Consider the following 22156-nt stretch of genomic DNA (forward strand, 5'->3'; position numbering starts at 1 on the left):
CTGCCGGGGAGCGTTGGGCCGAAGGGCCCCAGGAAGGGTCTGTGTGGCCCCTGCGCACCCGACCGCGCGCACGCCAGGCTCGACGGCAAGGCACGAAGCAGTCCCTGCACAGGAGGTGCGGATCATGCATCGACACGTCGTCGCCGGAATCGACGGATCCCCCGAGAGCCTCGCCGCCGCGCACTGGGCGGCCCGGGAGGCCCTGCGCCGCGGCCTGTCGCTGCGGCTGGTGCACGCCTGGCAGTGGCAGCCGCGTCCCCCCATCTACGTGCCCGCCGGCACGACCCAGCGCTACTGGGCGCACCGGACCCTCAGCCAGGCGAGCGACAGCGTGCGTGCCTCACACCCCACGCTGCACATCGATGACGAGTCGGTGGCCGAATCGACGGTCACGGCCCTGCTCACGGCGGCCGAGCAGGCCGAGATGCTGGTACTCGGCTCCCGAGGACTCAGCGGCGTCGCGGGGTTCCTTGTCGGCTCGGTGTCCCAGGCGGTCGTCGCGCGGGCGGAGCGCCCTGTGGTCCTCGTACGCGCCGGTGAGGAGGCGGCCGACGAACAGTTCCCGGCCCCGGAGGGAGCCTCCCCGGACGGGTACTCGGTCAAGACCTCGTACCGGAACATCGTCCTCGGCCTCGACACCAGCAGCCCCTGCGACGAACTGATCGAGTTCGCCTTCGACGTCGCACAGCACCGTCATGCTGCGCTCCGCGTGATCCACACCTTCAGCGCCCCGCCGCCGTATGCCGCCATCGACCAGTTCGTCCCGACGCCCGGCCCGGAACTGCTCGCAGAGCAGGAACACGCCGTGAGTGCGGCGCTGCACCCGTGGCTGGAGAAGTTCCCCGAGGTCACTGTCACCGGGACGGTCACCGAAGGCCGGGCGGCCTCCGAGCTGACGCGCGCCTCGACCGGGGCGGGTCTGGTCGTCGTCGGGCGCCGGATCCGCACCGGGCACCTCGGCATCCACATCGGCCCCGTCGCTCATGCGGTGCTGCACCACGTCGGCTGCCCCGTGACCGTCGTCCCGCACGTCTGACCCACCTTCTGCAGGAGATCGAGACCATGAGGCAGTACGTGTACGGATTCGGAGAGGGCAGCCGTGAGATGGCTGACCTGCTGGGTGGCAAGGGCGCCAACCTGGCCGAGATGACCCGGCTGGGGCTGCCCGTGCCCCCGGGGTTCACCGTCACCACGCAGGCCTGCCGTGAGTACCTGGCCGCCGGCGAGGAACCGGTGGAGCTCGGGGTGCAGGTCGCGCGGGCACTCGCGGATCTGGAGCGGCGAGTCGGCCGGCAGCTGGGCGAGAGCGACAACCCGCTGTTGCTGTCCGTGCGTTCGGGCAGCAGGTTCTCGATGCCCGGCATGATGGAGACGATCCTCGACATCGGCCTGAGCGACGCATCCGTACGCGGACTCGCCAAGGCCACCGGACAGGAGCGGTTCGCCTGGGACTCGTACCGCCGACTGCTGCAGATGTTCGGCCGCACAGTGCTGGGCATCGACCCGGAGCTGTTCGAGAAGGCACTGGCCCGGCACAGGGCGGACCGCGGAGTGGCGAGCGACACCGGGCTCGACGCGCATGATCTCGCTCTGCTGGCCGACGAGTTCAAGACGCTGATCCGTGAGGCGACCGGTGAGGAGTTCCCACAGGACCCGGTCGAGCAGCTCTACCAGGCGATCCGTGCCGTCTTCCGTTCGTGGAACGGCGAGCGCGCCCGCCTCTACCGCAGGCGGGAACACATTCCCGACGACTTGGGCACCGCCGTCAACATCCAGGTGATGGTGTTCGGCAACCTCGGTCCCGATTCCGGCACGGGCGTCGCCTTCACGCGCGACCCGGCCACCGGAGCGCGAGGTGTCTACGGCGACTACCTGACCGACGCGCAGGGAGAGGACGTCGTCGCGGGCATCCGCAACGCCGTACCCCTCCAGGAGCTCAAGCGTCTCGATCCGTCCTCCTATCTGCAGCTCGGCGACCACCTGCGGACCCTGGAACGCCACTACCGGGACCTGTGCGACGTCGAGTTCACCATCGAACGCGGCAAGCTGTGGATGCTCCAGACCCGGGTCGGCAAGCGCACCGCCGAGGCCGCGTTCCGTATCGCGCACGAACTGGTCGACGAGCGCCTGATCAGCGAGGACGAAGCACTCGCCCGGGTCGGCGGGCACCAGCTCGCCCGGCTGATGTTCCCCCGCTTCGCCGAGGACGCGACAGGCCAACCGCTGGCACACGGTGTCCCGGCCTCCCCGGGCGCTGCGGTCGGAGCGGCCGTGTTCGACTCCGCCGAAGCGGTACGCCGTGCCGCGGCCGGGGAGAAGACAGTCCTCGTACGACGTGAGACCACGCCCGACGACCTGCCGGGGATGGTCGCGGCGGAGGCCGTACTGACCAGCCGGGGCGGCAAGACCAGCCACGCGGCGGTAGTCGCGCGGGGCATGGGCAAGGTCTGCGTGTGCGGGGCCGAGGAACTCGCGGTGGACACCGGGGCACGGCAGTTCACCGCGACCGACGGGACCGTGGTCACCGAAGGCACGGTGATCTCCGTGGACGGCACCGCGGGCACGGTCCACCTCGGCGCCCTGCCGCTGACCGAATCCCCGGTTGCGCGCTTCCTGGAGACGGGCGAGCAGGACGGGGCGCTGACGAGCGCTGTGGCCCGAACCCTCGAACGGGCCGACGCCGTACGCCGACTTGAGGTCCGAGCCAACGCCGACACCCCCGAGGACGCGGCCCGTGCCCGGCGCTTCGGCGCCCAAGGCATCGGGCTCTGCCGCACCGAGCACATGTTCCTGGGCAAGCGCCGCAGCCTCGTCGAGGCGATGATCCTGGCGGAGGACGAGGCCGGGCGGCGCGCGGCCCTGGACGCCCTCTTGCCGCTCCAGCGCAGCGACTTCACCGGAATCCTCGCCGCCATGGACGGCCTGCCGGTGACGATCCGCCTCATCGACCCGCCCCTGCACGAGTTCCTGCCCGACCGCACCGAACTCGCCGTGCGTGTCGCCACCGCCCCGACCGACCACGACAGGCGGCTGCTGGCGGCCGTGGAGCGGATGCACGAGAGCAACCCCATGCTCGGGCTGCGTGGTGTGCGCCTCGGGCTCGTCGTCCCGGGACTGGTGCAGATGCAAGTACGAGCGATCGCCGAGGCCGTCGTGGAGCGAACGCGGGCCGGCGGCGATCCACGGGCCGAGATCATGGTCCCGCTGGTCGGTACGGCCGAGGAGCTGCGGATCGTACGCGCCGCCGCGGAGCGCGTCCTCGCCGAGGTGTCGGACGCCTCCGGCATCGCTGTGCGGTGCCCAGTCGGCACGATGATCGAACTGCCCCGCGCCGCGTTGACGGCCGGCCGCATCGCCGAGGCAGCCGACTTCTTCTCCTTCGGCACCAACGACCTGACCCAGACCGCCTGGGGCCTGTCCCGGGACGACGTGGAAGCCTCGTTCTTCCCCGCCTACCTCGACCAGGGCATCTTTGCCACCTCGCCCTTCGAGACGCTCGACAGGGACGGAGTCGGCCGGCTCATCCGCATCGCCGTCGAGGAGGGCCGCGCAGCCCACCCGGGCCTCAAGATCGGTGTCTGTGGCGAACACGGCGGGGACCCGGACTCCATCCACTTCTTCCACGACGCCGGACTCGATTACGTCTCCTGCTCCCCGTTCCGAGTCCCGGTCGCCCGACTCGAAGCGGGACGCGCCGCCATCGAGGTCCGGTCGGCCTGAGCAGCCATGCCATCAGGCGTCTCGCCGGGTGGTCACTGAGCCTGGTCGTTCCCCTGGGCGCTGCTCCACTTCCGGTATGCGGCCACGGCGGTCGGCAGCGTGGGGAAGATCCGGTCGGTGCCGACCGATTCGGTCAGCCCGTACGCGTCCAGATCTTCGCGCAGCTCCTGTTTCACGCGGGCGAGTGCGAAGACGATGCCGCGACCGGTCAGTTCGTGGCGCAGCGAATCGACCGCGTCCAGCGCGGTGATGTCCACCTCCACATTGGCCTCGGTGTTGAGGACGAACCACGACACGCGACCTTCCTGCTCGTCAACCGAGGCCAGTGCGCGGTGTCTGAAGTCCTCGGCGTTGGCGAAGAACAGCGGCGAGTCGTAGCGGTAGACGAGCAACCCGGGGATGGTGCGGGCCTGCGGATAGTCGTCCACGTCGTGCATCCCGGCCACACCGGGCACCAGGCCCTCGACGGCATCGTGCGGCCGGGCCACCCGCGCCAGCAGCTCGGCCACCGAAAGCCCGACCGCCACCAGCACGCCGTACAGGATGTCCAGGGCCAGCACGCCGGCCAGGCAGCCGAGCGCCAGCAGCAGTTCCCGGCGGCGGAAGGAGGCCAGCCGCCGGAACCCCGCCAGGTCGATCATCCGGACGGCGGCGTAGACGACCAGGGCGCCGAGCACGGTCGCGGGCGTGTCCGCCAGAAGCGGGCTGAGGAAGAGCAGCACCGCCAGCACGGCCGCGCACGCGACGAGCGAGTACGCCTGGCTGCGGCCGCCCGCCGAATCGGCGAGCGCGGTACGGCTGGTGCTACTGCTGACGGGGAAGCCGTGCAGGACGCCGGCGCCGAGGTTCGCCGCTCCCAGGGCCAGCAGTTCCTGGTTGGCGTCGAGCCGTCGGCCCCCGTCGCGTGACGCGAAGGCCCGCGCCGTGAGGATCACATCGGTGTAGGCGACGAGGAGGACTCCGAGTGCGGGCAGCAGCAGGTGCGGCAGCTCGCCCAGGTCCGGTACATCGGGCCGCGGGAGTCCCGCAGGAATCTCGCCGATCACCGCGATGCCGTGGTCCTCGAGGTCGAATGCAGCCACGGCGGCGGTTCCGAGGACCAGGGCCAGCAGCGGGGCGGGCACGGCGTGGGCGTACCGCGAGAGGGCGAAGAGAAAGATCAGCGTGGCCGCGGCGAAGAGGGTTGTCGCCGCGTGGATCTGAGGAAGATGCCGTACGAAGGAGGCGAGCTGGGGGAAGAATCCGGACCCCTCGGTTCGTACGCCGGTGAGCTTGGGCAGCTGGTCCACGATCAGGATGAGCGCCACGCCGGCCAGATAGCCGATCAGGACCGGCCGCGACAGCAGATCGGCGACGAAACCCAGCCGTACCGCCCACGCCACCAGGCACAGCAGCCCGACCGCGACAGCGAGCGTAGCCGCCAGCACGGCATATCTGCCCGGATCTCCGACAGCGAGCGGCCCGACCACCGCGGCGGTCATCAGCGCGGCAGTCGACTCAGGGCCGACCGAAAGCAGCCGCGACGAGCCCAGCAGGGCATACAGCGGCAGTGCGGGAAGGATCGCCCACAGCCCGGCGACCGGCGGCAGCCCGGCCACGCCCGCGTACGCCATGACCTGCGGCACGAGATACGCAGCCACCGTCACCCCGGCCAGCAGGTCGCCGCGCAGCCAGGAGCGCTCGTATCCCACCAGCACCGCCATCCCGGGCAGCAGGCGCCACCTCTGGCCGCCCGTACCGGTCCGCTGGGACATGGGACTCCTTTCGTCGCGGCCCCTCAGCATCCCGCCGCCCCCGCGCAGTCGCGAGGGCCGACCGGCCCCATGATCCGCTTCCGTACCCCAACGAGCCGCGGAACCAGGGCCGTTCAGCCCCTGCAGTAATGCCCTTCGGCCTCCGGCGGCGCGGGCGCCGGGGCACGACAGTGAGCGATGTCAGGCACCGACCCGGCATCCTCCGAAGGGAACACCACCATGGCTGTGCACGAGCACCCCCACAAGCGCCCTGTCTTCCACTTTCCCTCGTGGCGCAGGACCAGGACCGCCTCCGCGACGGCCGCCGGAACACGGACCGGGTCGGCCTACGCCATCGCGGCCCTGCGCCTCCTGACCGGCTTCGTCTTTCTGTGGGCGTTCCTCGACAAGACCTTCGGCTGGGGGTATGCCACCCCGTCCGGCAAGGGCTGGATCGACGGCGGTTCGCCGACCAAGGGCTTCCTGAGCTCCGTCGCAGCCGGGCCGATGGAGTCCACGTTCCACGACTGGGCAGGTGCAGCCTGGGCGGACTGGCTGTTCATGCTCGGCCTGCTCGGCATCGGTGCCGCCCTGCTGACCGGTACCGCGCTGCGCCTGGCGGCAGTCGCCGGCACGGCGATGATGGCGCTGATGTGGCTCGCGGAGTGGCCGCCTGCCCAGCACCTGTCCGACGGCTCGCCGAGCATGTCCACCAACCCCGTCGTGGAGTACCACGTCATCTATGCGGCCGCCCTTGTCGCCCTCGCCCTGACGTCCGCGGGCGAGACCTGGGGGCTCGGCCGGATCTGGGCGCGATTGCCGTTCGTACGCCGCAACGGCTGGCTGCGCTGACCCCTGTGCCACTTTCCGAGGAGGGGGCTGCCGGTCTCCGGCCGCCGACCGCCGACCGCCCAGGTATGGGCCGGTCGGCCCCGGCCGGGGACCTGCGGCCCCTCCAAGACGCCCGCCCCGCCCATGACGCTGGAAGCGGGACGTCCGACAGATCCGCTCGCCACCCAGGAGGTACGCATCATGTCCCGCACCGTCACCGTCGGCTTGGACGGTTCGCAGGAGAGCCTGGCCGCCGCCGAATGGGCCGCCCGCGAAGCGCGGCTGCGCGGTCTGCCGCTACGGCTCGTCAACGTCTGGGAACCGCAGCCCTACATTCAGGCTCCGCTCCTGGGCGGCGAGACGGTGCAGCACTGGGCGGAGCGTATTCCCCGCGATACGGCCGACGAGCTGCGGCTCCGTCACCCGGATGTGGAGATCACCGCGGATCAGGTCGCCGGCCGGCCCGGTACCGTCCTGCCCGACGAGGCCCGGGGCGCCGAGCTGCTGGTCCTGGGCTCCCGCGGCCTGAGCGGCGTCGCCGGATTCATGGTCGGGTCCGTCGGCATGGCAACTGTGGCCCACACGGAGCGGCCCGTCGTCCTCGTACGGGCAGAGGAGAAGGCCAAGGACGAGCGCGCGCCCGGTTCCACTGCGAACCGGCCCGTTGTGCTGGGTCTCGACACCGAGCACCCGGACGACTCCGTGATCGAGTTCGCCTTCGACGCGGCTGCGCGCCGTGCAACCGCCCTGCACGTCGTCCACGGCTGGAACTTGCCGCCCTACTTCGCATACGGGCTTCCTGCCGACCCGAGGATGAACGCCCAACTGGCCGCCCACGAGGCGGACTCCCTGGCCGAGACGCTGCGCCCCTGGCGGCAGAAGTTCCCGGCCGTCGAGGTCGTCGAGCGGTCGAGATCGGGCAAACCCGCCAACCACCTGGTGGACGCCTCCCGAGACGCGTCCCTGGTCGTCGTCGGTCGCCGTACTCGCCGTTCGACGCTCGGCGCCCACATCGGGCCCGTCACACATGCCGTGCTGCACCACGCCACCTCGCCGGTCGCCGTGGTCCCACACGACTGACGCCACGCCGAGGAAACACCCCCCGGGTGAAAACGGACCGTGAAGCGTCAGTCGTCCTGGGAGAAGTCCGAACTCCTATGGAGAAGGGAAGAAGGTGGGGACAATGGAGTTGCCCCTCGTCGTAGGCGTGGACGGATCCGAGTCCAGCCTGCGGGCCGTTGACTGGGCGGCCGATGAGGCAGCCCTGCACGGTGTGCCGCTGCGCCTGGTGAACGCGTCGATGTGGGAACGGTACGAAGGGGCGGCGCTCGCCGATGATTTGGGACGCCCCTCGGAGCGGGTCATGGCCGAGAACATCGTCGGTACGGCCGCCGAACGCGCCCGCCGTCGCGACCCGGACCTCAAGATCCAGACGGACATCCTGCCCGAGGACACGGTGAGCGCCTTGCTCAGCGAGGGCCGCAACGCCTCCGCCCTCGTCACCGGCTCGCGCGGTCGTAGCGGAATCGCCGAGATGCTGCTCGGCTCGGTGAGCCTGGCAGTCGCCGCCCGCGCCGACTGCCCGGTGTTCGTCATTCGCGGCAACCACGATCCGCGGGGCGGCACGCACCGGCGGATCGTCCTCGGCGTCGACGAACCCCCGGAGGGCTCGGCCGCTGTGCGTTTCGCATTCCGCGAGGCGGAGAGGCGCCGGGCTGCCCTGCACGCCATCCGGGCGTGGCGCCGCCCCGCGCACGAGGCGGCCGACCATCCTCTGGTCGCCGCAGACGCCGCCCGATACCACGAAGGCCGGGCCATGGAGATCCTCGAAGCGGCGCTGCGTGAAGCCGTAGCGGACCACCCCACCGTGGAGCTGCACCGGGCAACGACCGAGGGTCCCGCCCGCATGGTGCTCATGAACGCCTCGGCCGCGGCAGATCTGCTGGTTGTCGGCGCCCAGCGGCGGCACGGGCACTTTGGACTCCAGCTCGGCCGGGTCGCCCACGCGGTGCTGCACCACTCGGTGTGCCCCGTGGCCGTCGTACCGCAACGGGCGTGACGACATGAGCGCTCGGCCCCGCGCGCTGCGGGGTATGGCGGCCGTGGTCCTCGACACCGACGGAGTGATCACCGACTCCGCGCGGTTGCACGCCGCCGCCTGGAAGACGGCCTTCGACGCTTACCTGCGCGATCACCCGCCCGCCGATCCCGCCGAGCGGCGCCCCTTCGACGTGCGGGAGGACTATCTGCGGTACGTCGACGGCAAGTCACGGATGGACGGCGCAGCGGCTTTCCTGGAGTCCCGGGGGCTGCGGCTGCCCGACGCGGAGCTGCAGGCCGTGGCCGGGAGCAAGGAGCGGTTGTTCACAGGACGGTTGCGGGAACACGGTGTCAACGCCTACGAGGGCACGGTCCGGCTGCTGCACGCCCTGCGCTCAGCCGGCGTACCCCTGGCCGCCGCCTCCGCCTCCCGGCACGCCCGCGAACTCATCGAACACGCGGGAGTGCTGGACCTCTTCGATGCCCTGGTGGACGGCGGTGAGGCGGCGCGCCTTCACTTGCCCGGCAAGCCCGACCCCGCGCTGTTCCTGGAGGCGGCCCGCCGCCTCGGTGTCCCCGCCTCCCGTACCGCTGTCGTCGAGGACGCTCTGGCCGGAGTCGAGGCCGGGCGCCGCGGCGGCTTCGGCCTGGTCGTCGGCGTGGACCGGGCGCGTACGCCACAGACGCGTGCTGAACTGCTCAAGCACGGCGCGGATGTGGTGGTCCGCGACCTCGCGGAACTTCTCACCGACAGCGACTGCCCGAAGGGTTGACGATGCGTGACTGGACCTGGGAGTACGAAGGCTACGACCCGGCACACGAGCGCCTGCGCGAGTCGCTGTGCACCCTCGGCAACGGCTACTTCGCGACCCGTGGCGCGGCCCCCGAGTGCACGGCGGACTCCGTCCACTACCCGGGCACGTATGCGGCGGGTTGCTTCAACCGGCTGATCTCGGACGTGGCGGGGCGGCACGTCGAGAACGAGGACATAGCCAATCTGCCCAACTGGCTGCCCCTGCGTTTCCGTACGGGCTCCGGGAGTTGGCTCACTCCGGACACCCACAGGCTCCTCGACCATCACCAGGCGCTGGACCTGCGCGTCGGCACGCTGGAGCGCACGTTGCGGTACGAGGACGAGGGCGGCCGACGCCTCCGGGTGCGACAGCTGCGCCTGGTCCACATGGCTCACCCCCATCTGGCGTTGCTGCGCACCGAGTTCACCGCGGAGGGCTGGTCCGGGGAGATTGAGGTCGAGTCGGCCCTCGACGGCGCCGTTGCCAACACCGGCGTCGAGCGTTACGGACTGCTTGCCGGCCGTCATCTCACCCACGTTCACACGGGGACCTCCGCGTCGGACACCACGTGGCTCCGCTGCCGCACCAGCACCTCTGACATCCGGGTCGGCCTGGCCGCACGCACCGTGGCCGACGTCCCGGCCGAGCCCACCAACCGCCACGAGGACTTGCGGGTTGCTCACGTCCTGCGCCTTCCCTTGGCCGAAGGCCGGACCGTCACCGTCGACAAGACGGTCGCCCTGCACACCTCCCGGGACCGGGCGATCAGCGACCCGCTGCACGCCGCCGTCGACCGGGTGAGCCGTGCCCCGGACTTCGACGCCCTGCTGGCCTCGCACCGCGCGGCCTGGCGCCAGCTGTGGCGCACGGCCGAACTCGACGTGCCGAACAGCTCGGGCCCGGTCCTGCGGCTCCACCTCTTCCACGTGCTTCAGACGCTCTCCCCGCACACCGCGGACCTCGACGTCGGAGTTCCGGCCCGGGGACTGCACGGCGAGGCGTACCGCGGTCATGTCTTCTGGGACGAACTGTTTGTCCTGCCCTATCTGAACCTCCACTTTCCCGAGGTCTCCCGGGCCCTGCTCAGCTATCGCCACCGGCGTCTGGAACGAGCTTGCTTCGCAGCCCGCGACGCCGGACGCGCCGGGGCCATGTACCCCTGGCAGAGCGGCAGCAACGGCCGGGAGGAGACCCAGCAGCTGCACCTCAACCCGCGCTCGGGGCGCTGGCTGCCCGACCACTCCAGGCTCCAGCACCACGTCGGATCGGCGATCGCGTACAACGTGTGGCAGTACTGCGAGGCGAGCGGCGACACGGAGTTCCTGCACACCAAGGGCGCCGAAATGCTGCTGCAGATCGCCCGGTTCTGGGCGTCGTCCGCCGCCTACGACGAGACGCTCGGCCGCTACCGGATCCGCGGAGTCGTCGGCCCCGACGAGTACCACGACGCCTATCCCGAGGCGAAGGAACCTGGCCTTGTCGACAACACGTACACCAATGTCACCGCGGCCTGGGTGCTCGCCCGCGCCGTCGACGTGCTGCATTCTCTCCCGGAACCGCGCCGCCGGGACTTGGCCGAGCGCATCGGGCTCGACGACGGCGAACCCGCGAGGTGGGAGGAGGTCTCCCGCAAGCTGCACGTCCCCTTCCATGCCGGGGTGATCAGTCAGTTCGAGGGCTATGGCGAGCTCGCTGAACTCGACTGGGACCGCTACCGGGACCGCTACGGCGACATCCGGCGCCTCGACCGGATCCTGGAGGCCGAGGGCGACACGGTCAACCGGTACCAGGCATCGAAACAGGCCGACGTGCTGATGCTCGGCTATCTCTTCTCACCGGCCGAGCTCCAGGGGCTCTTCCGTCGGCTGGGCCACGAGGTGGACGAGACCATCTGGCAGCGCACCGTCGACTACTACCTACGTCGCACGAGCCACGGCTCGACGCTCAGCAGCCTCGTGCACGGCTGGGTGCTGGCGAGAGTGCGGCGCGCGGAAGCATGGACGTTCTGCCAGGAGGCACTGGCAGGAGACATCGCCGACCTGCAGGGTGGCACCACCGGCGAGGGCATCCATCTCGGCGCCATGGCCGGCACCCTCGATCTCGTGCAACGAGGACTGACCGGCCTCGAGACCCGGGGCGGCGCGCTGTGGCTCAACCCGGTGCCGCTGCCGGAGCTGTCGGAGTACGGCTTCGCGATCCGCTACCAGGGCCACTGGGGCGTCCGGCTCCGGCTGCGCGCGGGGGAGCTGCAGATCACCGTGCCCGAATCCGACCGGTCACCGATCGACATCGCCCTGCTGGACCGCACGGTCTCGGTGGCGCCCGGGGAATCCTGCACACTCACCCTGCCAGGGGAGCGATAGGGATGTTCGGCGCCGGCGGCGGGTTCGGGATCGCCCCGCCGAGTCTGATGCCCCTCAGATGGTCGTCGGCGGCGTGACCGAGCGGCCCCGCTCCGTGGACAGACGGTTCGAGGTCCGTGCCGTGCCAGACCTGACCATCACCTTCGACCACAACGTGATCGGAGGTGCTACGCGCACTCGACGGCACGAGCAGCATCCAGCCGAGTGAGGCCGGGACCGCGTGCCGCCGGCTCACCGACGGCACCTGAACCGACGTCGGCGGGTCCGCTGCCCCGATCGATGACTTCAATGGCGCTGGGTGTATCCGACGACGCTGTCGGGGTTGGTCGCTTCGGCCGCTCCAAACTCGTCGTCGCCGGGTGAGTCGAGAACCCCGTGCACGGTGACGACGCCGTCGACGGCCTGACACAGCCGCATCGCGATCGGGATGAGGCTGCGCTGCCTGACCCTGCCGGTCAGCGTCACCACACCGTCGACCACACTGACTTGGACCTCTTCGGAAGAGAGGGACAGCGTGTCCCTCAGGACCTCTCGGGTGATCTCCTCGCGGATCGCGCTGTCCTGCCGCAGAAAGACCCGAAGGAGATCGCTTCGGCTGATGATCCCGACGAGGTGTCCGGCCTCGTTGACCACGGGCATCCGCTTGACCTGGTGGCGGGTCATTTCCCGTGCCGCTTCGACGATGCTCCACTGGGCGCGGGCGGTCACGGCGGGCGAGGTCATCAGCCCTTCGGCGGTCTCTGCCGCGGCGCGGTCGCGGTCGCCGGGGCGCATCCCCAGCGTCGCCGCACGGCCTCCCGGATCGGGCCTGGCTGCCTCGTGGCGGAGCAGGTCCGCCTCCGAAACCACGCCGACGGGGTTGTCCTGCTCGTTGACAACGGGCACTGCGGTGACGCCGTGCTCGGCGAGCAGCCGTACGACGTCCTTGAAGGGCGTGTCGGGGCGGACCCGGATCACTTCGCGCGTCATCAGGTCTTCGACGGTTCGGTGCTGCATGGCTTCCTCATCCCTCTGCTGCGCCCCCTCCGCGAGAGGCGCGGTCCAATAGGGGAGCGGGCGTCCGGAGGGCGTGTGCCGGTCCAGGGGCGGGCGTCGCTCGCTGGTTGTCGGCCGGACGATGGCTCTGATGCGGATCACCTTGGCCACCTCCCGACGGACCGGAAGGATCCGACGGTCCGGGCTTTCACCCTCGTTCTGCGCCGGGCTGAGCGGAAGGGGACAAAGGTCCTCCGCAAGGGGCCGGTCGGCCGTGCCGGAGACCTCTGCGGGCTGTGCGGCGGCCCGCCGCTTCGCAGGCCGGGCCACTGTCGCGGGCAGCACGGACACCCGGGTACGGCTCTCCGCCCGGAGAGGGACGTTCGGCCCCCACGTTGGGCCTGAGCGGCCCTCCTGGCCTCGCGGGCACCGTGGCAGCGTGAGCAGATGTCACCCCCGGCGATCGCGACACGGGAGGAGGACACGATGGCTGGCAGCGCTTCGGCGTCCGTTGGAGGACACCCGGGCGCGTCATGGTCGGCACGGACGGTTTGGCCCATGCGCCAAGGGCTGGCTGTCGTGCCCCACCGGGACGCGACGCCTCGGGCGCACAAGGGACTGAACGGCCTTTGTGCCGACGGTGGTTGGGTCTTTACGCCCCGATCGTCAATGGCTCGCCCGCCGTTCGCGGGAACAGGCCCGGAGTGTCACGGTCGTCCCCGGCCACCAGGGGGTGTGGAGTCAAGATGAGGAGCAACGGGCGTACGAGTACGAGGTTCTGGCGATGGCGGCGCAGCCCGCTCAGGCGCCGCAGCGACGTGGTCGAGGCCTGGATCGTGCTGGCCGTATGGGTGCTGGCGGTGATCGGCGGAGCAGCCGTCACCCTCGCAGCGGGCTTGGCCGTCGTGCACACCCAAGAGCGGCATCGGGCGGAACGGTACGCCGTCAAGGCCGTGCTCACCGAGGCCGTGCCGGAGGCGATTCCCACGGCAGACGGTGTGAAGGCGCAAGTCCGGGCGCCGGTGCGCTGGACGGACCGATACGGCGTGGTCCGTACCGCGACGGTGAGTGTCGAGGCGAGCGGCCGTGCCGGATCGAAGGTCGTGTTCTGGACGGCCCGCTGGGGGACTCCGACCACGCCCCCGGTCGCCGGTGCGGAGGTGGCGGCCCAGGCGGTTGCCGCCGGAGCACTGGCCCTCGGCGTCTGGGGTGGGCTGGTGGTGGCCGCCGGCTGTGTCGCACGCGGGCGTCTTGACCGTATCCGCATGGACCAGTGGGCGAAGGAGTGGGACGAGGTCGGTCCGGGGTGGCGGCGCAGGATCACCTGATCCGGACCGGCCGGTCCCCGACGGGGGCCGGCCGGCCCTGGCATGCCGACCGGGAGCGGCGGAGGGCGACGGCCCGTGCCGCACATCTCGCACCCGCGCGCCTTGGAGTACCGAAGCGCGCGGGTGCTTCTCACCGTGAACATTGCTGCTCACACCGCCCGGCACGGGCCGTTCGCCCGATGACCAGGGACTCTCGGCCCCTTCCCAAGCACAGGCCGACACCGGAGCGTTGGGAGCGTACAACCGCAGTTCCGGACAACGGGAGGTATCGGCGAGGCCTTGCGTGCCCTACCTCGATCCGGGCGGACCGCCCTAAGGATGGACGCCATGCACCACCACGACGGCTTCCGAGAGCTCGACCGGCAGGAGTGCCTGCGTCTGCTGGGGCAGGTGTCGATCGGCCGTATCGTCTACACCGACCAGGCCCTGCCTGCCGTCCTGCCGGTGAACTTCTCCCTGGACCACGACTTCTCGGTGGTGCTGTGCACGTCGGCGGCCTCCCGTGTGGCCCGCGCAGTGGGCCAGGCAGTGGTGGCGTTCGAGGCGGACCGGTTCGACGAGGCGGCCGGCACCGGTTGGAGTGTCGTCGTCATGGGCCCGGCGATCCTGGTCACTGACCCGGGGGAGCGCGAACGGCTGCTGCGGACCGGACCGCGCTCGTGGGTGCCGGTGCCGGACGGAGTATTCATCCGGATCCGTCCCGAGCTGGTGACCGGACGTGTTGTGGACCGCAATGAATTCCGTTCGGACGGGCGCGTGTCGCACGAGCAGCAGTCCGCCCCGTGATCCCGGTGGAACCTGGGAGTGGGACTCAGGGGGTGTGTACGGGTACGCGCCATACCAGCGAGGTTCCGCCACCGGCCGGGCAGGTCAACTCCACCTCACCGCCCAGCTGCTGGGCTCGCTCCGAGATGTTGGCCAGGCCGCTGCGGCGCCCGTCGGGAGGGAGCCCCACCCCATTGTCGGAGACGGTCAGCACCACTTCCCGTCCGTCCGTCTCCAGAGCCACGTCGGTCCGGGTGGCGTGCGCATGGCGGCAGACATTGGTCAGCGCCTCCGAGAGGACCGCCACCAGGTGGTCTGCAGTCTCCCGCGGCACGTCGGTGTCCAGCAGCCCCTCCATCCGGAGGCTCGGCGCGAAGCCCAGGGCCGGAGCCGCTTCCCCGACCGTCCGCACAGCGCGTGCCCGCAGGCCCTGCCCGGCCCCCGTCTCGTGCGAGCGCAGCCCGAAGATGGTCGAGCGGATGATCTTGATGGTCTCGTCCAGGTCGTCAACCGCGCGCAGCACACGCTCCGAAGCTGGGGAGTTCTCGATCAGACGCCCCGCGCTCTGAAGTGTCATGCCGGTGGCGAAGAGCCGTTGGATCGCGAGGTCGTGCAGGTCACGGGCGATCCGGTCGCGGTCCTCCAGCAATGCGATCTGCTCCGCGTCGTTGCGTCGCTCCGCCAGCTCCATGGCCACCGCCGCCTGACCGGCGAAACTCCGCAGGGGGTCGATCTCCTCGCCCGCGAAGACCGTCGCGCCCGCCTCGCGGGCCAGCAGCAGCACTCCTCGTACCCCGTCCGCGGTGCCAATGGGCACAGCCACCGCGGGCCCCAGCCCGGCGAACCGCGGCGGCCCGGCCGAAACGCGCTCGTCGTGGGCGACATCCGCACTCGTCACCGGCGCGCCCGCGCCGAACGCGGCGCCGCTCAGGCTTCCCTCGACCGGCAGCACCAGCCCCCGGTGAGCATCCGCGTCCCGCCCGATCGCCAGCTCGACCGCCAGCGTGCCGGTGTCGGGCATCGGCAGCGCCACCACAGCCAGTTCCGCGCCGGCGATCTCCTTGGCCCGTTCGGCGATCAGAGTGAGGACTTCGCTGCGGGGGCTGCCCGACATAAGGCTGTGCGTGATGTCCGCGTTCGCCCGCAGCCAGCGCTCGCGCCGCTTGGCCTCCTCGTACAGACGGGCGTTGTCGATCGCCACCCCGGCCGCGACAGCCAAGGTGGACAGGACGGACTCGTCCTCTTCGTCGAACTGGACTCCGCCCCGCTTCTCGGTCAGATAGAGGTTGCCGAAGACGTGGTCGCGCACCCGGATCGGGACGCCGAGGAAGGTGTTCATCGGCGGGTGATGCGGTGGGAAGCCGTACGACGAAGGGTGCTCGGAGATCTTTGGCAGCCGCAGCGGCTCCGGGTTCCTGATCAGCTCGCCGAGGATGCCGTGCCCGGACGGGTACGGGCCGATCGCGGCGATCTGCTCGTCGCTGACCCCGACCGTAAGGAACTGCGAGAGTGACGTCCCGCTCGGCGCGATCACACCCAGCGCAGCGTATTCCGCGTCGACGAGCACGGCCGCAGCCTCAGTGATGCTGTGCAGCACCTGCTCCAGGTCCAGCTCCCGCCCGACCGACAGCACGGCCTCCAGCAGGCTGTGCACCCGGTCCCGGGTGCCACGCGCCGCGTCCAGGCGGGCCTGCAGCTCCTCCAGCAGCTCGTCCAGCCTCAGCTGCGGCAGCCGTACGCGGCCGTCCTCCGAGCTTCCCACCGCTGCTCCCTCCGGGTGTGCCTCGACGGGCCGACGGCTGACTCTGGCGGTCATGGCTACCGTACCGGGCCTCATGGCGTGGCGGCATGGGGAACTGTGGCTCGGTGGCCGGGTGTCCGGGGTCGGGTGTACTCGTCGGGCGGCGGCAGCGGCTGCGGGCACGCGGAATCAGCGGACCAGAACGGCCTCACCTGAGCGGGGCACGACCGTGGTCCAGCCCAGCTCCTGGTCGATACGGTCGCGAAGCGCCCCGGCGGCGCCGGGCTCACCGTGGACCATGTAAGTCGTATCGGGGGCGGGAGCGCCACGAAGCCAGTCGACGATCTGTCCCGCGTCGGCGTGCGCCGAGAAATGCGGCACATTGGCGATCTCGGCCCGCACGGGCACGTACTGGCCGAACATCTTGAGCGTCCGGGCGCCGTCGACCAGGTCCCGGGCCCGGGTGCCCTCGGCGGCGAACCCCACGATCACAACTGCGTTGCGCGCGTCGGGAAGCACACGCCGCAAATGGTGCAGAACGCGTCCGCCAGTGGCCATACCCGCCGACGACACGATCACGGCAGGCCCCGGGGCGTCGTTGATGTCGATCGACTCCTGGACCGAACGGGCCGCGAGGAATGGGTCCGGACTGATCGCGGTCATGCCCTGGGAGATGACGGAAGGGAGCAGCTCGGGAGAGCGGGCGAGGATCGCATCGCGGTAGACGTCAAGGGCGGCCAGTGCCATCGGGCTGTCCACGAAGACAGGAACTGCGGGCGGCAGTACGCCCTCGCGCCGGAGGCCTGCGAGCTCGTGGAGGACCACTTCGGTGCGGTCGAGGGCGAAGGACGGGATGACGACAACGCCTCCTCGGCCGAGCGTCCGGATCAGCACGGAGGCGAAGCGTTCCCTGCCAACCGCGTCATCGTGCCGGCGATCGCCGTACGTCGACTCCATGAGCAGCACGTCGGCCCCGGAGAACGGCTCGGCGGGACGCAACAGGGGGTGCCCGGGCCGCCCCAGGTCGCCGCTGACAGCGAGAGTGTGTCCGTCCTCGAGAGTGAGATGCGCCCAGGCCGAGCCGAGGATGTGGCCGGCATGGTGCAGCGTGAGCCTGGTGCCCGCGATGATCTCGGTCTCGCTGTTCAGCGGTACCGGATCGAACATCTTGACCGTGTTGTCGACATCGGCGTCGTCGTACAAGGGCTTGGCCGGACGGTGCTTGGACCAGCCGTGCTCATTGGCGTGCTGGGCGGACTCGATCTGGAGCCGGGCACTGTCGCGCAGCACGATCTCCGCGAGCCGCGCGGTATGCGCGCTGGTCAGTACGGGCCCGCGGAAACCCTGCCGGACCAGACGGGGAAGGTAACCGCAGTGATCGAGGTGGGCGTGTGTCACGACCACGGCGTGGATGTCGGAGGCATCGCACGGCAGGCGCCGCCAGTTGCGCCGCCGGAGGTCGGCGAGCCCCTGGAACAGGCCGCAGTCGAGCAGGATCCGGGCGTGATCGCTCTCGACGAGGAACTTGCTGCCCGTGACGGTGCCGACACCGCCGAGAAAGGACAACAGTGCGGGCCTCGGCGCCGCCGCCGGATTCGAGAGTGTCACTTCTTTCATGGCTGCACACTCCTCGCTTCGCGGAGTCGACCTCCACTGTCACACTCCGGGCGTCTCGTTCGGATGGGCCGACAGGTCCCGGCGCAGGGTCGTTCGGGCCCGTTTCGGCCCAGTGGGTGCACTCACTGGAACGCCGAGTGGATCTCCTGCTCGGTGGCGCTGTGCGAGACAAGAAGCAACTCGTCACCGGGCTGGAGGCGGACGGCCGGTCCGGGCACGGTCGGCCGGCCGTCCCGTATGACGGTGGCGACGACGGTTCCGTCGGGCAGAGGGATGTCCGAGAGGGGTTTGCCGACTGCGCGAGAGTGCGTGGTGATCACGGTTTCGATGATGTCGACGCCCGCCTTGCTGAGGCGCAGCAGGGCCACGGTATCGGTGGCACCGGTTGCCTCCTCGATGAGGGAGATGAGCGGAGTGGCAGCGGGGACGGCGATGTCGACACCCCAGCGCCGGTCGAACAGCCAGGCGTTCTCACTGTCGTTGACGCGGGCCACGACGCGTGGCGCGGCACACTGCCGTTTGGCCAGCAGGCTGATGACGAGGTTGTCCTCGTCCTCTCCCGTGGCGGCGATGACGAGGTCGGCCGTGTGGGCGCCGGCCTGGTCCAGAACCGCAGGTTCGCAGGCGTCCCCCAGGATGAGGTGTACGGCGAGCTGTCCCTGAAGCGTATTGATGCGGTCGGCGTTCGCGTCCACCACGGTGACGTCGTTCCCGGCGGCGGCGAGCACCTGGGCGATCTGGGTGCCCAGTCGCCCGGCGCCGGCGATGAGGGCCTTCATGTCCCCAGCTCCTTGTCGATAAAGCCACGCAGACGGCCGAGCGCGGTGGCGGCGACGGCGAAGGTGACGAGATCTCCGGGCTCGGCTGCCGTGCCGTGGGCGGGCACCAGCGAGCGGCCCCCTCTCGTCACTTCCACGACACGGATCTCACTGTCGACGTCGAACTCGGCGAGCTGGCGCCCGGTGAGGTAGGCCGGGAGCTGCGAACGGACCAGGAGCGTTTCGCCGTTGCCGAAGGTGAGTTCCGGTGTGAGATGGCGGTGCAGCAGCATCTGATGGATCTGGTTCACGGTCCAGCGGACACTGGCGATGGTGGGGATGCCCAGTTCCCGGTACATGTCGGCGCGCCATGGGTCGTAGATGCGGGCGAGCACGATGGGTACTCGGTACGTGTCCTTCGCGGTCCGCGCGGTGACGACGTTGCTGTTGTCCCCGGAGGTGACGGCGACGAGCGCGTCGGCGTGCTCGATACCCGCTCGCTCCAGGACGGCGCGGCTGAATCCGTTCCCTTCGAGGAACTGGCCGGGGAACCCTGCGGGCAGGCGCCGTCGGCTGCTCTGTTCGCGGTCGACGAGCCGTACGTCATGGCGTTCCTCGGTGAGCCGGACGGCGAGTGCGGATCCCGTCCGGCCGCAGCCCACGATGATGATTCTCATCGCTTTCCTCCCTGCTCGACGGCTCTGGAGCTGCGGCGTTGCCGCAGCCACCACTTGCGGGCCTCATCGGCGGCCAGCGGCAGGGTGCCGAGTCCGGCGAGGACCGCCCAGTCCGTGACGGCGATGGGGGCCGTGTTGAACACGTTCTGGAGCAGAGGCCAATAGCTGATACCCGCCATCCAGACGAGCCCGATACCCCCGGCGGCAAGCAGCCAGGGATTGCTCAGCAGACCGGCCCGGAAGACGCTCTCGCGTTCCGTGCGCAATGTCAGGGCGATGAAGAACTGGCTGATGACGATCCCGGCCTGCACCAGAGTGATCGCCTCGCGGTAGACGGTGTTGTCCTCGGTGAAGTGGGAGTACGGAATGCCTGAACCGTTGACGTGCCAGAAGAAGACGGCGCACCCACACAGTGCCTGGATCCCACCCAGGAAGAGGATGCGTCCCATCACGGCCCCCGAGAACAGCCTCTCGTGCCGCGAGCGTGGCGGACGGTCCATGACATCGTCCTCCGGGCGCTCGGCACCGAGGGCGAGTGCGGGCAGGACGTCCGACCCCAGATCGATGGCCAGGATCTGTACCGCGCTGATGGGAACCAGGGGGAACCCGGCGAAGGTCGCGGCGATGATCGGGCCGAGTTCCCCGATGTTGCTGCTGAAGACGTAGACGAGAAACTTCCTGATGTTCTGGTAGACGGAACGGCCCAGCCGCACAGCCGTGGCGATGGAGGCGAACGAGTCGTCGAGCAACACCATGACGGCGGCTTCCCGGGCCACATCCGTTCCCGACGCGCCCATGGCCACACCGATGTCGGCGTGCTTCAGTGCCGGGGCGTCATTTGCGCCGTCGCCCGTGACAGCGACCACCTCGTGACGCCGCTGGAAGGCGGTGACCACTCGCATCTTGTGCTCGGGGCTGACCCGGCACAGCAACAGATCGCCCTGGCCGGCCAGCAGTCCGTCGAGGGCTTCGTCGTCCAGTTCGTTCAGCCGGGCGCCGGTCACGACCGTCGGAGCGGAATGCCGCACGATCCCCACGCGCCGGGCCACGGCCTCAGCGGTCAGCGGATGGTCCCCGGTCACCATGACGACACGGATACCGGCCCGGTGGCAGGCGGCGACCGCCTCTCGTACCTCGGGCCTCGGCGGGTCCAGCATGCCGACGAGTCCCAGGAAGGTCAGCCCCGACTCGACAGTGTCCCGGTCGGGATGCGGGCCTGAGAGTTCCCGCCGGGCGGAGGCAAGGACCCGCAGTCCCTGCGTGGCCAGCTCGTCATTGACGGCCATCACCTCCGCACGCAGCGCGTCGGTCAACGCGATCACTTCGCCCTGTCGGTCGATGGCCGTGCACCGTTCGAGCAACTCCTGGGGAGCGCCCTTCACACAGGCGTGGTAACCGTGGTCCCCGGAGTGCACCGTGCTCATCAACTTGCGTACGGAGTCGAAGGGATGCTCGCCGACGCGCGGAGCGGCCGCCTCTTCGGCGGCCCGATCGAGCCCGGCCTTGGCGGCGGCTACGAGCAGCGCACCCTCGGTGGTGTCCCCGAGAACATGCCATCGACCGCCGTCGGAGGGCGGCACCAGACGAGCGTTGCTGCACAGCGCCGCGGTCCGCAGGACAGCGCGCACCGGTTCGGGATCCGTGACCTCACCGGTCGGCTCGTAACCCACCCCGGACACGGTGTGGATGGCGCCTCCGGCCCAGACCTGGACGACGGTCATCTCCGCCTGCGTCAGTGTCCCGGTCTTGTCCGTGCACACCACCGTGGTCGAGCCCAGCGCCTCGACGGCGAGCAGTTGCTTCACCAGAGCATGGTGGCGGGCCATGCGCCGGACGCCGATCGCGAGGGACACGGAGAGCGTGGCGGGCAGCCCTTCGGGGACGAGCGCGACCATCACGCCGAGGGCGAAGACGAATGCCGACACGAGGTCCTGCCCCGCGGGCAGCCGTACGGCGAACAGAAGCGATCCGACGGCCAGTGCCGCACCCGCCACCCGACGCGCCATCGAGGCGACCTGGTGCTGCAACGGAGTTTTCTGCCGCGGTGCGGCGGCTGTGAGCTGGAAGATCCGCCCGAACTCGGTCGACCGGCCGGTGGCGAAGACCACGGCCTTTGCGGTTCCCGCCACGACGTCGGTGCCCATGAAGACACAGTTGCGCGCCTCAAGGACCGGGCCCTGCCGCTCGGGCTCGTGGCCGCGACGGACCGCGTCGCTCTCCCCGGTGATCGCGGCATTGTTCACGGTGATGTCGTGCGCCTCCACCAGGCGGCAGTCGGCGGACACCGCATCCCCGGCTTCGAGAATCACCACGTCCCCCCGCACCAGCTCCCGCGCGGGCAGTTCCCGGAGCACGGCGTCGCGCAGCACGCGGCAGGTGTGCGGCACCATCGCCTGCAGCGACTCCGCCGTCCGCTCGGCCGAGTACTCCTGGGCGAACCCGATGGACGCATTCAGGACCACCACTGCGAGGATCGCCACGGCGAGTTGCAGTGTGCCGGGGTCCCGTGGCTCCTGGAGTGTGTACGCGAGAGCGGTGATCGCCGAAGCGATGAGCAGGACGACCGCGAAGAGGTCCGTGAACTGGGCTGCCAGTTGCCGCCACAGGGCCGGGTGCGCCGCTCGCGGGAGTTCATTGGACCCGAACCGCCGGAGCCTGGCGCCGGCTGCCTCGGTCGTCAGGCCACGGGGCGACGTGTCCAGCGCGGAGTACACGTCGGCGGGCGACAGCGTCCGTATGGCGGGACCCTCGGCATCCGCCGAAGCGTCCCCGCCCGAGCCGCCGGGAGTCAGCACATCCGTCGGGGCGGCCACT

At 70.4% G+C, this 22156-nt stretch carries 16 protein-coding genes; 9 read left to right on the top strand and 7 right to left on the bottom strand.

Features of this window, described 5'->3' with window-relative positions; translation table 11 throughout:
- Window positions 1-124: 124 nt before the first annotated feature.
- The gene (locus tag OHA61_RS35870) at window positions 125-1036 is read left to right on the top strand and encodes a universal stress protein (protein WP_406306540.1); all 912 of its coding nucleotides are present in this window, start codon (window positions 125-127) and stop codon (window positions 1034-1036) included.
- Between the two features lie 26 nt (window positions 1037-1062).
- Window positions 1063-3720, top strand: coding sequence for a pyruvate, phosphate dikinase (gene ppdK / locus OHA61_RS35875; RefSeq protein ID WP_406306541.1), 2658 nt, complete (start codon window positions 1063-1065; stop codon window positions 3718-3720).
- A gap of 32 nt (window positions 3721-3752) precedes the next feature.
- On the opposite strand, the gene OHA61_RS35880 is transcribed toward ppdK, so the two are convergent.
- The gene (locus OHA61_RS35880; protein ID WP_406306542.1) at window positions 3753-5474 is read right to left on the bottom strand and encodes a SulP family inorganic anion transporter; all 1722 of its coding nucleotides are present in this window, start codon (window positions 5472-5474) and stop codon (window positions 3753-3755) included.
- Window positions 5475-5693: 219 nt separating this feature from the next.
- Here OHA61_RS35880 and OHA61_RS35885 point away from each other — a divergent pair, with 219 nt between their 5' ends.
- The 5 genes from OHA61_RS35885 (at window position 5694) to OHA61_RS35905 (ending at window position 11481) form a co-directional block, all read left to right on the top strand.
- The gene (locus OHA61_RS35885) at window positions 5694-6305 is read left to right on the top strand and encodes a hypothetical protein (RefSeq protein WP_406264180.1); all 612 of its coding nucleotides are present in this window, start codon (window positions 5694-5696) and stop codon (window positions 6303-6305) included.
- Between the two features lie 180 nt (window positions 6306-6485).
- Window positions 6486-7364: a universal stress protein gene (locus tag OHA61_RS35890; protein ID WP_406306543.1), complete on the top strand. Its 879-nt coding sequence runs from the start codon at window positions 6486-6488 to the stop codon at window positions 7362-7364.
- Window positions 7365-7467: 103 nt separating this feature from the next.
- A complete protein-coding gene (locus tag OHA61_RS35895; protein WP_406306544.1) occupies window positions 7468-8343 on the top strand; it encodes a universal stress protein in 876 nt (291 codons plus the stop codon).
- Between the two features lie 4 nt (window positions 8344-8347).
- Window positions 8348-9097 (top strand): HAD family hydrolase, encoded by a 750-nt coding sequence (locus OHA61_RS35900; protein ID WP_406306545.1) that lies wholly within the window; start codon window positions 8348-8350, stop codon window positions 9095-9097.
- A 2-nt stretch (window positions 9098-9099) separates the two neighbouring features.
- A complete protein-coding gene (locus OHA61_RS35905) occupies window positions 9100-11481 on the top strand; it encodes a glycoside hydrolase family 65 protein (protein ID WP_406306546.1) in 2382 nt (793 codons plus the stop codon).
- A 285-nt stretch (window positions 11482-11766) separates the two neighbouring features.
- On the opposite strand, the gene OHA61_RS35910 is transcribed toward OHA61_RS35905, so the two are convergent.
- Window positions 11767-12477 (bottom strand): CBS domain-containing protein, encoded by a 711-nt coding sequence (locus OHA61_RS35910; RefSeq protein ID WP_406306547.1) that lies wholly within the window; start codon window positions 12475-12477, stop codon window positions 11767-11769.
- A 725-nt stretch (window positions 12478-13202) separates the two neighbouring features.
- Between OHA61_RS35910 and OHA61_RS35915 the strand changes: the two genes are divergently transcribed.
- Both OHA61_RS35915 and OHA61_RS35920 read left to right on the top strand, forming a co-directional pair.
- Complete coding sequence (locus OHA61_RS35915; protein WP_406306548.1) at window positions 13203-13784, top strand: hypothetical protein; 582 nt, start codon at window positions 13203-13205, stop codon at window positions 13782-13784.
- Window positions 13785-14111: 327 nt separating this feature from the next.
- Window positions 14112-14570: a pyridoxamine 5'-phosphate oxidase family protein gene (locus tag OHA61_RS35920; RefSeq protein ID WP_406306549.1), complete on the top strand. Its 459-nt coding sequence runs from the start codon at window positions 14112-14114 to the stop codon at window positions 14568-14570.
- 25 nt (window positions 14571-14595) lie between these two features.
- On the opposite strand, the gene OHA61_RS35925 is transcribed toward OHA61_RS35920, so the two are convergent.
- The 5 genes from OHA61_RS35925 to OHA61_RS35945 all read right to left on the bottom strand — a co-directional run bounded on the left by OHA61_RS35925 (window position 14596) and on the right by OHA61_RS35945 (window position 22155).
- Window positions 14596-16365 carry a GAF domain-containing protein gene (locus OHA61_RS35925; protein ID WP_406306550.1) on the bottom strand — a complete coding sequence of 590 codons (1770 nt, stop codon included), beginning with the start codon at window positions 16363-16365 and terminating at the stop codon, window positions 14596-14598.
- A 114-nt stretch (window positions 16366-16479) separates the two neighbouring features.
- Window positions 16480-17907 (bottom strand): MBL fold metallo-hydrolase RNA specificity domain-containing protein, encoded by a 1428-nt coding sequence (locus OHA61_RS35930; RefSeq protein WP_406306551.1) that lies wholly within the window; start codon window positions 17905-17907, stop codon window positions 16480-16482.
- Between the two features lie 122 nt (window positions 17908-18029).
- Window positions 18030-18686: a potassium channel family protein gene (locus OHA61_RS35935; RefSeq protein WP_405595499.1), complete on the bottom strand. Its 657-nt coding sequence runs from the start codon at window positions 18684-18686 to the stop codon at window positions 18030-18032.
- Complete coding sequence (locus OHA61_RS35940) at window positions 18683-19342, bottom strand: potassium channel family protein (RefSeq protein ID WP_406306552.1); 660 nt, start codon at window positions 19340-19342, stop codon at window positions 18683-18685. The genes OHA61_RS35935 and OHA61_RS35940 overlap by 4 nt, the downstream gene beginning before the upstream one ends.
- Window positions 19339-22155 (bottom strand): cation-translocating P-type ATPase, encoded by a 2817-nt coding sequence (locus OHA61_RS35945; RefSeq protein WP_406306553.1) that lies wholly within the window; start codon window positions 22153-22155, stop codon window positions 19339-19341. Before OHA61_RS35945 ends, OHA61_RS35940 begins: the two co-directional genes overlap by 4 nt.
- Window position 22156 lies beyond the last annotated feature (1 nt).

Origin of the sequence: Streptomyces sp. NBC_00885 (genome assembly GCF_045207475.1) — a bacterium.
Classification (GTDB): domain Bacteria; phylum Actinomycetota; class Actinomycetes; order Streptomycetales; family Streptomycetaceae; genus Streptomyces.